Source organism: Micromonospora sp. WMMA1996, from assembly GCF_002573675.1.
Taxonomy (GTDB): domain Bacteria; phylum Actinomycetota; class Actinomycetes; order Mycobacteriales; family Micromonosporaceae; genus Micromonospora; species Micromonospora sediminicola.
The window spans coordinates 1797381-1811178 of record NZ_PDHU01000001.1 but is presented as its reverse complement, the minus strand read 5'-3'; the positions used below and the strand labels follow the sequence as shown (position 1 = coordinate 1811178).

Here is a 13798-nt window from a genome sequence, read left to right as displayed (position 1 = left end):
CGATCGACGCACCGACACCAGCCGAACATCCATTAATGACAGTCTGTCTATGGCTGGCCCGAGTCCGCCGCTCTCCGACCCGCCGGGCGTCGCCGCGCGATCGTGACCGGCTCCGCCCCACCGGATCCCGGGAGCAGCTGCCTCACCTGCGCCACCGAGCCCCCGCGGACGCCGAGGCTCCGCCGGGCCGCGTGGTAGAACCGGTCGCGCCCCACGTCGGCCCGATGGATCATCCCGGGCACGTCGGACGGCGGGCGGGGCAGGCCACGCGCCGCCGACTCGATGTCGCGGACCGCGTGCCGCCACTCGGCGGCGGCCTCGACGGTGGCCTCGTCACCGAGCAGGAGCGCCGCCTCCCAGGCCAGCGTGTGCCGCACGTCCGCCTCGGCCAGCCGGGCCAGCCCCTCGGCCCGGTCGAGCGCCGGCCGCCGCGCCTCCGGACGATGCTCACCGAGCATCTGGGTGGCGACGGCGTGGATCTCCTTGACCGCCTTCGTCAGCTCCACGTACGCGTCGAGACGCCGCTCGTCCCAGCGGACGGTCTGGCTCCGCCGCCACCGGGTCCGTTCGTTCAGGCTCGTGACGAGCATCGTGCCCGCCGTACCGACCAGGACGCCGAGCAGCGCGGGCAGCTGCGTCGCCAGGTTCCCCCACACGCTCACCGGCCCCATCCTCCCCGCTCCGGCGCGAGGAAGTCCGTGACCGCCTGGCGGAACTCCTCCGGCTGCTCGACCCAGGGCAGGTGTCCGGCCCCGGCGATGGCCACCCGTCGGCAGGTGCCCAGGGCCCGGTGCAGCGAGTCGACGCCCCACCGGGGACGGATGTCCTCGGCGCCGTCGACGATCAGCACGGGCACGTCGAGCGCCCGGCACCGCTCGGCCAGTTCGGCGCTGGCGAGCTCGCGCTTGACCTCCGCGTTGACGGCCCGGTTGCAGTCGCGGTTGAGACCCAGCCAGGGGGTGGCCATCCGCTCGGCGTCCCGCAGGGCGGTGTCCGGGTAGGCGAAGTCGGCCGACCACTGCAGGACCGCCCACTCGCGTTCCTCCTCCGGCGTGCGGTCCCGGGAGCCGAGCGCCTCCCACCGGGGCCGGTGATGCCCGAGCCGCGTCCGCAGGTTCCGTTCGTAGTGCCGGTGCCAGCCGCGGTCGGCGTCGATGCCGGTCCCGGAGACGTAGATCAGGTGGCTGACCCTCTCGGGGTGGTCGAGGGCGTACCGCAACGCCAGGTGCGCGCCCCACGAGTGCCCCAACAGGGCCGTGCGGGGCCCGGCCAACTGGTCGCGGACGGCGTCGAGGTCGGCGACGGAGCGGGCGACCGCGTACGGCCCACGGCGCTGCGAGCGGCCACAACCGCGCTGGTCCCACCGGGTGACGCGGGCGTGGTCCCCGAGTAGTCGGGCGATCGGGTCGAGGTGGTCCCAGAGGCCGGGGCCCCCGTGACAGAGCACCAGCGGAGGCCCGGACCCGGTCTGTTCGGCCCACAGGAGACAGTCGTCGTCGGTGCGCACGGTGACGCTCATCGCCCACAGTATGACCGCTTACCCGGCCCGCTGCGGTGTCTCCGGTTCCCGCCTGAGCGCCGCCCCGACCGACCGGCAGGGTGGTCGGGCCGTCCGCGCGGCGGCCCGCTCCGGCCGGCTCCGGTTGTTAGCGTGGATCGGGGTCGCCGCACGCGACGATCCGTCCACCCCTCGCCCGGCCGTCCCGGAGGCCCTGTCCGTCCCGGGCCGACGGCTGCCGCCCGGCGAAAGGGGGTGCGATGACCGGCGTGCCGGAGGACCTGGGTCCGACCGAACGACGGCCGAGGCCCGGTGAACCGGTGGACGGCTGGCGACGGCGCTGGGCCGAGCGGGCCCGCACCCTGGGCGGCGCGGCCCGTTCGCGGACCCGCCGGTTCTGGGCCGGCGCGCAGCCGACGCTGCGGCAGCTGTGGTGGACCGAGGAGCCGGCGATGCCGGTGACCACCGTCGACCGGCGCTTCCCGGAGCCGCTGGTGGTGCCGGCGCAGGGTCAGGTCTACGTGTTCCTGGTCCGCGTCACGTTCACCTGGTCGTCGGAGACCGCGCGACCGGAGCTGTTCGGCTGGTACGTCGACTACTTCCAGCCGCAGGCGACGCAGCGGTTGCACCGGCTGGCGGTCCGGTGCTCGGTGGAGGTGCCGCCGCACCGCCCGCGCGAGCTGCACACGGCGTTGTCGGCGGCCCTGGCGCAGGACGACCCGCCCCCGTGGACGTACGCGCGGGGCGAGGTGACGTTCACCTGCGAGCCGGACGTGACGGTGCACCTGGACGAGCGGGTCCGCCGGCTGCTCCAGCCGTACTGGGAGCAGCGCATCGCGCTGGAGTGCGAGCGGGACCTGGCCCGCCGGCGCAGCGAGTACGCCCAGGAGCGCGACCGGCGCGACCCGGCGGGGCCGGGCCGGACGGGCGAGAGCCGGCGCAACCCACCGGAGCCGGGCCTGACGGGCGAGAGCCGGCCGACGGGCGAGAGCCGGCCGGCCGGGGAGCCGGCGCGACCGTCGGAGGGAACTCCGGCGGGGCGGCGCGGACCACGACCGGGCACGCAGGCGGAGGCGTTCACGCCGCTGGAGCCGCTGCTGCCCCCACCCGCCCCGCGCCCGGCCCCCGGCCCACGCCCACGCCCCGTACCCCCGGACGAGCCGAGACCCCACAAGCCCTGAACCGACGTCGATCTTGGAGTTGTGGCACCTCCGATACCAGTCGAAACGGAACATCCGAGGCACCACAAGTCCAAGATCGCCGAGCCGGGGCCGGGCCGGCCGGGGCCGGGCCGGGGCGGGGCGGGGCGGGGCCGGGCCGAGGGCGGGGCCGGGGACTGGGTGGGTCAGCCGACCAGGGTGGCGTAGCGGCCCTGGTGGTCGAGCAGCGCGTCGTGGGTGCCGGACTCGACGATCCGGCCGTGGTCGAGTACCGCGATCCGGTCGGCGTCGCGGACCGTGGACAGCCGGTGCGCGATGGTCACCACGGTCCGGCCCCGGGTCAGCTCGTCGAGGGCCCGCTGCACCGCGCGCTCGGTCTCGGTGTCCAGCGCGCTGGTCGCCTCGTCGAGCACCAGGATCCGCGGGTCGCGCAGCAGCGTGCGGGCGATGGCCAGGCGCTGCTGCTCGCCGCCGGAGAACCGGTGGCCGCGCGAGCCGACCATGGTGTCGTACCCGTCGGGCAGCGCGGCGATCAGGTCGTGGATACGCGCGGCGCGCGCGGCGGCCTCGATGTCGGCGTCGGTGGCGTCGGGCCGGGCGTACCGGAGGTTGTCCCGCACGGTGCCGTGCAGCAGGTAGGTCTCCTGGCTGACCACGCCCACGACGGCGGCCAGGTCGGCCAGGCGCAGGTCGCGCAGGTCGATGCCGTCGATGGTGATCCGCCCGGCGTCCGGGTCGTGCAGCCGGCTGACCAGCGCGGCGAGGGTGCTCTTGCCGGAGCCGGTCTCGCCGACCAGGGCCAGGCTGGTGCCGGCGGGCACGTCCAGGCTGACCCCGGCCAGGGCGGCGGTGTCGCTGCCCGGGTAGCTGAACGTCACGTCCTCGACGCGCAGGTGGCCGCGGACCGTGGCCGGGTCCAGCGGCACCGGGCGGGCCGGCTCGGCGACCTCGACGGGCAGGTCGAGGTATTCGAAGATGCGGGCGAACAGCGCGAGCGAGGCGGTGAGCGTGACGCCCACGTTGAGCAGGCCCATCAGCGGCCGGAACAGGTTGCCCTGCAACGCGGTGAAGGCGACCAGGGTGCCGATGGTGAGCGTGCCGGCGGTGCCGGGCAGGCCGGCGCCCAGGTAGATCACGGCGGGGATGGCCGCGAAGACGACGGTCATGGCGGCCATCCGCCAGCGGCCGGCCAGCTCGGAGCGCAGTTCCAGGTCGACCAGGCGGGCCGAGGAGGCGGTGAAGCGGTCGACCAGGGCGGCGCCGGTGCCGAGCGTCTTGGCCAGGCGTACGCCGCTGACCGACAGCCCCTCCTCGATGGTCACGGTGAGGTCGGCCAGCTCCCGCTGGCGCTGGGCGGTGATCTCCCGGCGCAGTCGGGCGACCCGGCGGGTGAGCCAGAGCGCGGGCGGCAGCACGACCGCCGAGACGAGGGTGAGCCGCCAGCTCAGCGCCAGCATGGCGATGGTGGTGGCGACGACGGTGGTGAGGTTGGCCGCGATCGAGGTGGCGGTGGAGGTGACCACGGCCTGCATGCCGCCGATGTCGTTGGTGATGCGCGACTGCACCTCGCCGGTGCGGGTGCGCACGAAGAAGCCGATCGACTGCCGCTGGAGGTGGGCGAAGACGTCGGTGCGCAGGCGGTGCATGACCTCCTGGCCGACGCGGGTGGAGATCCAGGTCTGGGCGACGCCGAGCACGGCGGTGACCGCGGCGACCGCGACCATGCCGGCGACCAGCCAGGCCAGCAGCGTCAGGTCGCGGTCGGGCAGCGCCCGGTCGATGACGGTTCGCAGCAGGAACGGCGAGGCCATCGCGATGACCGAGGACGCCACGATGATCGCCACCACGGCGGCGAGCGGGCGGCGGTGGGCGGTGAAGAGGCCGCCGATGCGGCGCAGCGAGACGTCGCGGGCCTGGGCCTTCTCGGCGGCGGACACGGTTCGGCCGGCTCCGCGGCCGTCGGGGATGCGATCCAAGGGGGTGCTCCTCTGGTCCGGTGATAATGCTGAGGTTACCTCATCATGAGGGAACAACAGGAGTTGCTGTTACCGTATTCCCGTGACCGGCACCGACGAGGAGAGCCTGGCCGAGACGTTCTGGGCGGTGGCCCGGCGACTGCGCCACCAGACCAAGGGCGCGCTGGAGCCCTGGGAGATCAGCCCCGGGCAGGCGCGGGCGCTCGGTGTCCTGCTGCGGCACGGCGCGTTGCGGCCCGGGGCGCTCGCCGAGCACCTGCGCATCGCGCCCCGTTCCGCCACCGAGGTGGTCGACGGCCTCCAGGAGCGAGGGCTGGTCGAGCGGCGCCCCGACCCGGGCGACCGTCGGGCCACGCTGGTCGCGCCGACCGCCGAGGGCGAGCGGGTCGGGGCCGCGATCCGGGCGGCCCGGGCCACCGAGGCGGAGCGCTTCTTCGGCGCGCTCGACCCGGACGACCGGGCGCAGCTGGCCCGGATCCTGCGCCGACTGCGCGAGGAGTAGCGCCGGGGTCAGCCCCGGCCCGCGGTGAGCAGCGCGTGCAGCGTACGGGCCATGGCGGCGCGGGCGGCCTCGACGTCGAGCCCCATCGCGTCGCGCATCATCGACCAGGCGGCCCAGGTGCAGGCCACGGTCACCGCGTCCAGCAACTGCCCCCGGCCGGGCCCGGCGTGCGCCAGCTCGGCGCCGAACACCGCCTCGATCTCCTGCCGGACCCGGGCGATGGCCGCCTCCCGGTTGCGCCGCAGCTGCGGCGAGAACGGCTCCCGCAGCGCCGACGCACGGGCCGACGGCGCCAGCACCTCCAGCATCCGGGCCCGCTGGCCGGTGAACTCGGCGATGCGGGCGGCCAGCGGCAGCCCCGGCGGGACGGGCCGCCAGATCCTGGCCTGCCGCTCGCCGATGCGCCGGCCGGTGGCCGCGAAGAGCGTCTCCATGTCCTTGAAGTTGGTCCAGAGGGTGCGCAGCGACACCCCGGCCCGCTCGGCGATCCGCTCCCCGGTGGGTCGCAGGTCGCCGGCGTCGATCAGCGCCAGGTGCGCCTCGACGATCGCGGCCCGGGTCCGTTCCGCCCGCGCCGCCCGGCCGTCCACCCGGGCCGGCGGGTCGGTATCCACCTCGATCATGGGACGGCTCCCCCGTTCTCGACCGACGGCGGCCACTCTACGGGCGCGCCACCGGGCGGCCGTCACCCGGCCGCCCGGCGCACGTGCTGGTCAGGCGGTCGGGACGGCGTCCGACGGCGGGGTGGTCGGCGGTTCGGTGAACTCGGTGACCGGGGCGTCGCCGTCGTCGGTGGTGTACGTGGGACCGAAGTACGTCTGCGCGCCGCCGGTCACCCGGCTCAGGCGTACCCCGCTGTAGCCGGCGTGCACGTTCTCGGCGTACCGGAAGGGGGTGAGGCCGGGCCCCCGGAATCCGCCCTTGCGCACGGCCTCGACCAGCTTCTCCCGGGTGGGTTCGGGTCCGGCGGCGAGCAGCGCCTGGACGAAGGTGTACGCCATCGAGTAGCCGTAGATCGCGTTGCCGTCGACCGGGTTGCCCGCGTTGTACCTCTGGTGGATCTTGGTGAACTCCTGGATCCACGGGTTGGTGGTGTCGCCCACCATGGGCAGGTAGTTGTCGGCGACCATCCCCTCCAGGATCACCTTCTTGTCGCCGAGCTGGGCCGACAGCGTGGTGTAGTCCGCGCCCACGTTGGACACCACCCACTGCGCCTTGAAGCCCTGCCCGGCGGCCTGCCCCATGGCCAGCGCGGTGAAGCCGGGGATGCTGGCCGAGATGACCACCTGGCAGCCGGCCGCCCGCAGCGCGCCGATCGCCGGCCCGACCTGCTGGTTGGTGGTGGTGTACGTCTGCTTCGCCGCCACCGAGCCGAGCACCTGCTCCACCCCGGCCAGGGAGTCGCGGCCGAAGTCGTCGTTCTGCCCGAAGTGGCACACCTTGGCCCCGGGGAACTCCCGCTTGACCCAACTGGCCAGGATCTTGCCCTCGACCGTGTAGTCGGGCTGCCAGCCGAACGTCGTCGGGTACTTCTCCGGCTGGTTCCAGTTGCGGCTGCCGGAGGAGACGAACAGGTCCGGCACCTTCTGCGTCTTGACGAACTCCAGCACGTTGGTGTGCGTCGGCGTGCCCAGCCCGCCGAGCAGCGCGAAGACCTTGTCGTCGAGGACCAGCTTGCGGACCACGTTCTCGGTGTTGGCCGGGTTGTAGCCGTCGTCCATGACCTTGTAGACGATCTTCCGGCCGTGCACCCCGCCCTTGCTGTTGACGTGCTCGAAGTAGGCCTTGGTGGCGGCGGAGATCTTCGAGTAGCCGGGCGCGGCGGGGCCGGTGAGCGGTTGGTGGGTGCCGATGACGACTTCGCCGTCGGTGACGCCGGGGACGTTCTCGGCGGCCTGCTTGGCGTCGTCGGCGCAGGCCGTCGACGCGGCCAGCAGGGCCAGGCCGGCGGCGGCCGCGAGAACGCGGCGGGTGGTGGGGCGCATGGTTCTCCAATCCGGTGCGGGTGGGTGGGACCGGTGGATCAGCGGTCCGGCGCACGCCGGACGGTGGCGCGCAGCCGGGTGGCGAGGGCGCGTACGCCGGCCTGCAGGCCGCCCGGGGCGGCGAGCATGACGACGATGAGGATCAGGCCGAACACGGCCAGCGCGAGGTTGCCCTCCAGTCGCTGGGCCAGCGCGGCGGGCAGGTCGAGGTGGTCGGTGAGCAGGCCGGGCAGGTCCTGGAGGGCAACCAGCAGCAGCGCGCCCCAGACCGCCCCGGCCAGGCTGCCCAGGCCGCCGATCACGATGGCCATGAGCAGGAACAGCGAGAGGTCGAGCGGGAACTTGCCCGGGGCGACGGTGGCGGTGAGCACCGCGTAGACGCCGCCGCCGAGCCCGGCGCAGGCGGCGCTGACCACGAACGCGAGCACCTGGGTGCGGGCCACCGGGATGCCGGTGAGCCGGGCCGCCACCTCGTCGTCGCGGACCGCGCGCAGCGACCGGCCGAACCGGCTGCGGACCAGGTTGGCCAGCAGCACCATGGTCAGCAGCGCGGCGGCCAGCGCGATCCAGGCCAGCCAGCGTTCCGGCTGGAAGTATTCGCCGAGCGCGGCCGGCGGCGTCTGCGCCGGGAAGCGCAGCCCCTGCTCGCCGTTGAACACGCCGGTGAAGATGGTGGTCACGGCCGGCACCAGGGTGGCCACGGCGAGCGTCACGCCGGCCAGGTACGGCCCGCGCAGCCGGGCCGCGGCCAGCCCGACGACCAGCCCGCCCAGCGCGGTCACCGCGACGGCGGCCAGCAGCGACCCGGGCAGGATCCACCACCCGCGCACGCCCCGGTCGTCGAACCCCTGCTGGACGAGGGCGACGGTGTAGGCGCCGGTGGCCATCAGCGCGCCGTGGCCGAGCGAGAGCTGCCCGTTGAGCCCGACCAGCACGGTGTAGCCGGCGGTGACGCAGAGGAACGCGCAGACCCGCGCCACCTGGAGGTTCTGGTAGGGCGGGAGCTGGTTGGTCAGCAGGACGACGAGCGTGCCGGCGAGCACCGCCACGGCCAGGTGGCGCAGCAGCGTCGCCGAGCGCGGGCCACCGCCGGCCGGGGCGCCGGGCAGCAGCCGGCGCAACGCCGACGGCGGGGCCTCTTCGGTGCGGGTGGTGGTCACACGTGCCTCGCTCTCGCCGCGGAGAAGAGCCCGCCGGGGCGGACCAGCAGGACGGCCAGCAGCAGCACCAGCACCGCCAGCGGCGTGGTGTCCGGTCCCAGGTAGCCGGTGACGTAGGACAGGATCAGCCCGACCAGCAGGCCGCCGACCACCGCGCCGACCGGGCTGTCCAGGCCACCGACCACGGCGGCGGTGAACGCCACCACGAAGACCAGGTCCATGGCGTGCGGGTGCAGGCCCAGGCCGGTGGGGACGACCAGCATGCCGGCGAGCGCGCCGACGCCGGCGGCCAGCGCCCAGCCCAGCGTGAGCATCCGGCCGACGCTCACGCCGAGCAGCCGGGACACCTCGGGGGCGAACGCGGCGGCCCGCATCCGCAGGCCGACCGGCGTGCGGGTGAACAGCAGCGCGAGCAGCACCACGACCGCCAGCGCCGCGCCGAGCACCCAGAGGTCGTACGGGGACAGCGCGGCGACCCCGCCGATGGTGAGCGCGTCGGTGTCGAACGGGGTGGCCGCCGGCCGGTAGCCGTTGCCGAAGACCATGCCGAGCACCGCCTGGATCAGCAGCACCAGCCCGAGCGCGACGATCACCTGGTTGAGCGGGCCGGCGGAGCCGACGAAGCGCATCAGCACCCGTTCCACCAGCGCGCCCAGGGCCAGGCCGGACAGCACCGCGGCGGCCAGGCCCAGCCAGTAGGAGCCGGTCGCGCCGGCGACCGCGTAGCCGACGTACGCGGTGGCGACCGCCATCGCGCCCTGGGCGAAGTTGACCACCCGGGCGGCCCGCCAGATGAGCACCAGCGCGAGCGCGAACGCGGCGTAGACCGCGCCCGCGGCGAGCCCGTCGAAGGTGAGGAACCAGAACCGCTGCATCCGCGACCCTTCTGCTCGCCGGTCAGAACCCGAGGTAGGCGTGCCGCAGCCGGTCGTCGTCACGCAGCCGGTCCGCCGGCGCGGCGGTCACCACCCGGCCGAGCGACATGACGATCCCCTGGTCGGCGACGGAGAGCGCGGTGCGCACGTTCTGCTCGACCAGCAGGACGGTCATCCCCCGCTCGTCGCGCAGCCGCCGCAGCAGCGCCATGATCTGCGCGGTCACCCGGGGAGCCAGCCCGAGCGACGGCTCGTCGAGCAGCAGCAGGCGGGGCGGGCGATCAACGCCCGGCCGATCGCGAGCATCTGCCGTTCCCCGCCGGAGAGCTGGTGTCCGAGATGGTCGCGCCGGTCGGCCAGGGCCGGGAAGAGCGCGTACACCTCGTCCTGGGCGCGCCGGGCGTCGGCCCGGTCCCGCCGCCACAGCCCGCCCAGGCGCAGGTTCTCCGCGACGGTCAGCTCGGTCACCACGCCGCGTCCCTCGGGCACGTGCGCCACCCCGCGCCGGACCAGGTGCTCCACCCGGACGCCGCGCAGGTCCTCCCCCGCGTACCGGATCCGGCCGCCGGTGGGCCGCAGCAGCCCCGACAGCGTCCGCAGCAGCGTGGTCTTGCCGGCGCCGTTGGCGCCGAGCACGGCGGCGACGGTGCCCGCCGGCACGGTGAACGCCACGTCCCGCAGCACCGGCACCGGGCCGTAGCCGGCGCTGAGCGCCTCGACCTCCAGCACCGCGGTCATGCCGTGCCCCCGGTCGGCACGTCGGCGCCGAGGTAGGCCTCGGTGACCCGGGGGTCGTCGCGGATGCGCTCCGGCGGCCCGGCGGCGATCACCCGGCCGAAGTCGAGCACCACCAGCTCGTCGCAGACGGACATGACCAGGTCCATGTGGTGCTCGACGAGCAGCACGGCGCAGCCGTCGTCGCGCTCGGGCAGGGCCCGGACCAGGTCGGCCAGCTCGGCCACGTCGTCGGCGCCGAGCCCGCCGGCCGGCTCGTCGAGCAGCAGCAGGCGGGGCCGGGCGATCAGCGCGCGGGCCAGCGCGACCCGCTTGCGCACCGGGTAGGGCAGGGTGGCCGGCGCGGCCCCGGCGTGGCGGTCGACACCCAGCTCGGCGAGCAGGTCGAGGGCCCGGGCGCGCAGCCGCCGCTCGTCACGGTCGCTGCGGGGCAGGCCGAACAGCGCGGTGGCGAAGCCGGCCGGGCGTCGTGGCTGGCGCCGGCCACCACGTTCTCCAGCACGGTCAGGCCGGGGAACAGGCCGACGCCCTGGAGCGTGCGGGCGATGCCGAGTCGGGTGAGCCGGTGCGGGCGGGGTCGGAACGGCCGGCCGTCCAGGGTGAGCGTGCCGGTGCCCGGCCGCACGAACCCGCAGACCACGTTGAACAGGGTCGTCTTGCCGGCGCCGTTGGGGCCGATCACGCCGACCACCCGGCCGGGCGGCACCCGCAGCGAGACGTCGTCCAACGCGACCAGGCCACCGAAGTGGACGCCGACGTGGTGCAGCGCCAGACCGGGACCGTCGCTGGGGGTGTCCGGTGGGCTCATCGTCACCTCGTCGGGTCGACGGCGCGCGGGCGATCTATTTACATCGGGAGTGTACTTTTCTCCGGACGTTCGTCAATGCCCCGGCAGCCGGTCCCGGGCCCGGCCGAGGAACGCCCGTTCCGCCTCGTTCGCGGTGCCGGCGATCGCCGCCTCGTACGCGGCCCGGGCCTCCCCGGGCCGGCCCAGCCGTCGCAGCAGGTCGGCGCGGACGACGTGCCACACGTGGTAGCCGGCCAGGTCCAGTCGGTCCACAGCGGCCAGCGCGGCCGCGGGTCCGCGTACCTCGGCCAACGCGACCGCCCGGTTCAGCGCCACCACCGGCCCGGGCGCGCACGCCGCCAGCTGGTCGTAGAGGGCGAGAATCTGGGTCCAGTCGGTGCCGGCGGCGGTGGCCGCGTCGGCGTGCACCGCGTTGACCGCGGCCTGGATCTGGTAGGGGCCGGGCCGACCCCGGCGCAGGCAACGCCGCACGAGGTCCTGCCCCTCGGCCACCAGCGCCCGGTCCCACCGGTCACGGTCCTGTTCGGGCAGCGGCACCGGCACCCCGTCCGGCCCGGTCCGGGCGGGACGCCGCGCCTCGACCAGCAGCATCAGCGCGAGCAGGCCGAGCGCCTCCGGCTCGTCCGGCATCAGCGCCACCAGCAACCGGCCCAGCCGGATCGCCTCGGCCCCCAGTTCGGCGCGACCGAGCCGCTCCCCCGCGCTGGCAGTGTGCCCCTCGTTGAAGATCAGGTAGACCACGGCGAGCACCCCGCGCAGCCGGTCGGGCAGGTCGGCGTCGCGGGGCACCCGGTACGGGATTCCGGCGTCGCGGATCTTGGCCTTGGCCCGGACCAGGCGTTGGGCCATGGTCGGCTCCGGCACCAGGAACGCCCGGGCGATCTCGGCGGTGCTCAGGCCGCCGAGCAGGCGCAGCGTCAGCGCCACCCGGGCGGCGGCGCCGAGCGCCGGGTGGCAGCAGGTGAAGATCAGGCGCAGCCGGTCGTCGGTCACGGGCCCCTCCTCGACGGGCGGGTCGGCGGCGTGCAGCAGGGCGGCCTCGGCGTGGCGAGCGGCCCGGGTGGACTCGCGACGCAGCCGGTCGATCGCCCGGTTCCGGGCGGTGGTGACGATCCAGCCGGCCGGGCTGGGCGGTGGCCCGTCGACGGCCCACCGCCGCACCGCGACCGTGAACGCCTCCTGGACCGCCTCCTCGGCGAGGTCGATGTCGCCGAGGAGGCGGACCAGGACGGCGACCGCGCGGCCGTACTCCGCGCGGAAGACGCGTTCGACAGCGGTCATCCCTCGCCCTGGAACGGGCGCACCTCGATCGGCAGCGTGGTGGCGCGGGCGTAGCGGCGACCCCAGTCGAGCGCGGCGTCCAGGTCGGGCGCCCGGATGACGGTGACGCCGCCCAGGTACTCCTTGCCCTCGGTGAACGGCCCGTCGGTGACCAGCACCGCGTCGCCGTCCGGGCGCAGCACGGTGGCGGTCTCCGGCGCGTGCAGCCCGTCGCCGAACACCCAGCACCCGGCCTCCCGCAGGTCCCGGCCGATGGCCTCGACCTCGCGCATCACCCCGGCCAGGAACTCCGGGTCCGGCCGGACCGCGCCGGCCGGCTGGTACATGCTGATCAGGTACTGCCTCATCGGCTCCTCCTCGTCCCGGGCGGCCCGGTGCCGCCCTTCACCCTTCACACGAACGGCGGACGCCGGTTTCGACACGCCGGGCGCGGGAGAATCCGGCCGGGATCCGGGTATGCCGGGCCGTGCGCGGCGGCCGGGTGATCGTGGTGGGGGCGGGGTTCTCCGGCCTGGCCTGCGCGCTCGCCCTGGACGCGGCCGGCGTCGAGGTGTCGGTGCTGGAGGCCCGGGACCGGGTGGGCGGGCGGACGCTGAGCCGGCCGCTGCCCGGCGGCGGCTGGCTCGACCTGGGCGCGCAGTGGATCGGCCCCACCCAGGACCGGATGTACGCGCTGGTCGCCGCGTACGGCCTGGAGACGTTCCCGTCGCCCGCGCGGGGCGCGTCGACGCTGCGGCTGGCCGGGCGGTCGGCGGCCGGGGAGCCGGCCGGGCTGACCGGGCTGCTCGGCCGGCTCGACGCGCTGGCCGACGGGCTGGACCCGGCCGCGCCGTGGCGCGCGGACGGCGCGGCGGAGTGGGACCGGACCACGCTCGGCGGTTGGCTCGCCGCCACCGTGCCCGATCCGGTCACCGCCCGCTACGCCGGACGGTTGCTGGCCGGCGGCCTGCTGGCCGCCTCGCCGGACGAGGTGTCGCTGTTGCAGTTGCTGTTCTACCTGCGCAGCGGCGGGGGGACCGGGTCGTTGCTGGGCATGGCCGGCGGCGCGCAGCAGGACCGGATCGTCGGCGGCCCGGCCGCGCTGGCCGAGCGGATGGCCGCCGCGCTGCCGTCGGGGTCGGTGCGGTTGGCCGCCCCGGTCGACGCGATCGTCCAGGACGCCTGCGGCGTGCGGGTCCGGGCCGGGGACGAGGCGCACCGCGCCGACGCGGCGGTGGTGGCGTTGGCGCCGGCGCTGGCCGGCCGGATCCGGTACGACCCGCCGCTGCCGGCGCTGCGCGACGGGTTGACCCAGCGGATGCCGATGGGCTCGGCGTTCAAGGTGCACGCGCTCTACCCGGAGCCGTTCTGGGGGGCCGACGGCCGCTCCGGCGTGGCCACCACGGACACCGGCCCGCTCACCGAGACGGTGGACAACTCGCTGCCCGGCCTCGCGGGCGGCGTGCTCACCGCGTTCAGCTACGGCGCGCAGGCCCGGGCGCTGCGCCGGCTGTCGGCCGGGCAGCGCCGGGACGCGCTGTGTGACGCGCTGGCCGCGCTGTTCGGGCCCGCCGCCGCCCGCCCCGACGACCTGGTGGAGTACGACTGGTCGGCCGACCCGTGGACGCGGGGCTGCTTCTGCGGCATCCTGCCGCCCGGCTCGTGGTGCGACTACGGCCCGCAGCTGCGGCCACCGGTGGGCCGGCTGCACTGGGCCGGCACGGAGACCGCGACCCGGTGGAGCGGTTACCTGGAGGGCGCGGTGACGGCCGGCGAGCGTGCCGCCGCCGAGGTGCTCGCCGGGCTCTGAACACCCCCGGTTCAGAGAAAATCTTCGAT

General features: G+C 75.4%; 13 protein-coding genes and 2 pseudogenes. 3 read left to right on the top strand and 12 right to left on the bottom strand.

Annotation, left to right across the window (positions count from 1 at the left end; genetic code table 11):
* Nucleotides 1-47: 47 nt before the first annotated feature.
* Both COO58_RS08690 and COO58_RS08685 read right to left on the bottom strand, forming a co-directional pair.
* On the bottom strand, nucleotides 48-662 hold the full coding sequence (locus tag COO58_RS08690) for a hypothetical protein (RefSeq protein WP_176558774.1): 615 nt from the start codon (nucleotides 660-662) through the stop codon (nucleotides 48-50).
* Nucleotides 659-1519 carry an alpha/beta fold hydrolase gene (locus COO58_RS08685; RefSeq protein ID WP_098744513.1) on the bottom strand — a complete coding sequence of 287 codons (861 nt, stop codon included), beginning with the start codon at nucleotides 1517-1519 and terminating at the stop codon, nucleotides 659-661. Before COO58_RS08685 ends, COO58_RS08690 begins: the two co-directional genes overlap by 4 nt.
* A gap of 239 nt (nucleotides 1520-1758) precedes the next feature.
* Here COO58_RS08685 and COO58_RS08680 point away from each other — a divergent pair, with 239 nt between their 5' ends.
* Nucleotides 1759-2679 carry a hypothetical protein gene (locus tag COO58_RS08680; RefSeq protein ID WP_098744512.1) on the top strand — a complete coding sequence of 307 codons (921 nt, stop codon included), beginning with the start codon at nucleotides 1759-1761 and terminating at the stop codon, nucleotides 2677-2679.
* Between the two features lie 164 nt (nucleotides 2680-2843).
* On the opposite strand, the gene COO58_RS08675 is transcribed toward COO58_RS08680, so the two are convergent.
* Nucleotides 2844-4595, bottom strand: a complete 1752-nt coding sequence (locus COO58_RS08675) for an ABC transporter ATP-binding protein (RefSeq protein ID WP_255292561.1) — start codon at nucleotides 4593-4595, stop codon at nucleotides 2844-2846.
* Between the two features lie 121 nt (nucleotides 4596-4716).
* Between COO58_RS08675 and COO58_RS08670 the strand changes: the two genes are divergently transcribed.
* Nucleotides 4717-5136, top strand: coding sequence for a MarR family winged helix-turn-helix transcriptional regulator (locus COO58_RS08670; RefSeq protein ID WP_098744509.1), 420 nt, complete (start codon nucleotides 4717-4719; stop codon nucleotides 5134-5136).
* 8 nt (nucleotides 5137-5144) lie between these two features.
* Here the strand turns inward: COO58_RS08670 and COO58_RS08665 are convergent, their stop codons facing one another.
* From COO58_RS08665 to COO58_RS08630, 9 genes and pseudogenes are all read right to left on the bottom strand, one after another.
* Entirely contained in the window at nucleotides 5145-5759 is a 615-nt protein-coding gene (locus tag COO58_RS08665; RefSeq protein WP_091574070.1) for a TetR/AcrR family transcriptional regulator, read from the bottom strand.
* A 90-nt stretch (nucleotides 5760-5849) separates the two neighbouring features.
* Nucleotides 5850-7121, bottom strand: a complete 1272-nt coding sequence (locus tag COO58_RS08660; protein WP_098744507.1) for an ABC transporter substrate-binding protein — start codon at nucleotides 7119-7121, stop codon at nucleotides 5850-5852.
* Nucleotides 7122-7159: 38 nt separating this feature from the next.
* On the bottom strand, nucleotides 7160-8281 hold the full coding sequence (locus tag COO58_RS08655) for a branched-chain amino acid ABC transporter permease (RefSeq protein ID WP_098744506.1): 1122 nt from the start codon (nucleotides 8279-8281) through the stop codon (nucleotides 7160-7162).
* A complete protein-coding gene (locus COO58_RS08650; RefSeq protein ID WP_091574067.1) occupies nucleotides 8278-9156 on the bottom strand; it encodes a branched-chain amino acid ABC transporter permease in 879 nt (292 codons plus the stop codon). Before COO58_RS08650 ends, COO58_RS08655 begins: the two co-directional genes overlap by 4 nt.
* Nucleotides 9157-9178: 22 nt before the next feature.
* Nucleotides 9179-9894, bottom strand: a pseudogene (locus COO58_RS08645) (ABC transporter ATP-binding protein).
* Nucleotides 9891-10262: a hypothetical protein gene (locus COO58_RS31215; RefSeq protein ID WP_369700196.1), complete on the bottom strand. Its 372-nt coding sequence runs from the start codon at nucleotides 10260-10262 to the stop codon at nucleotides 9891-9893. Before COO58_RS31215 ends, COO58_RS08645 begins: the two are co-directional and overlap by 4 nt.
* Nucleotides 10178-10699: an ATP-binding cassette domain-containing protein gene (locus COO58_RS31210; protein WP_369700176.1), complete on the bottom strand. Its 522-nt coding sequence runs from the start codon at nucleotides 10697-10699 to the stop codon at nucleotides 10178-10180. Before COO58_RS31210 ends, COO58_RS31215 begins: the two co-directional genes overlap by 85 nt.
* A 72-nt stretch (nucleotides 10700-10771) precedes the next feature.
* Complete coding sequence (locus tag COO58_RS08635) at nucleotides 10772-11980, bottom strand: RNA polymerase sigma factor (protein WP_098744504.1); 1209 nt, start codon at nucleotides 11978-11980, stop codon at nucleotides 10772-10774.
* Nucleotides 11977-12327 (bottom strand): YciI family protein, encoded by a 351-nt coding sequence (locus COO58_RS08630; RefSeq protein ID WP_091577506.1) that lies wholly within the window; start codon nucleotides 12325-12327, stop codon nucleotides 11977-11979. The genes COO58_RS08635 and COO58_RS08630 overlap by 4 nt, the downstream gene beginning before the upstream one ends.
* A 14-nt stretch (nucleotides 12328-12341) precedes the next feature.
* Between COO58_RS08630 and COO58_RS08625 the strand changes: the two are divergent.
* A pseudogene (locus tag COO58_RS08625) lies at nucleotides 12342-13769 on the top strand (flavin monoamine oxidase family protein); the annotation flags it as partial.
* Between the last annotated feature and the right edge of the window lie 29 nt (nucleotides 13770-13798).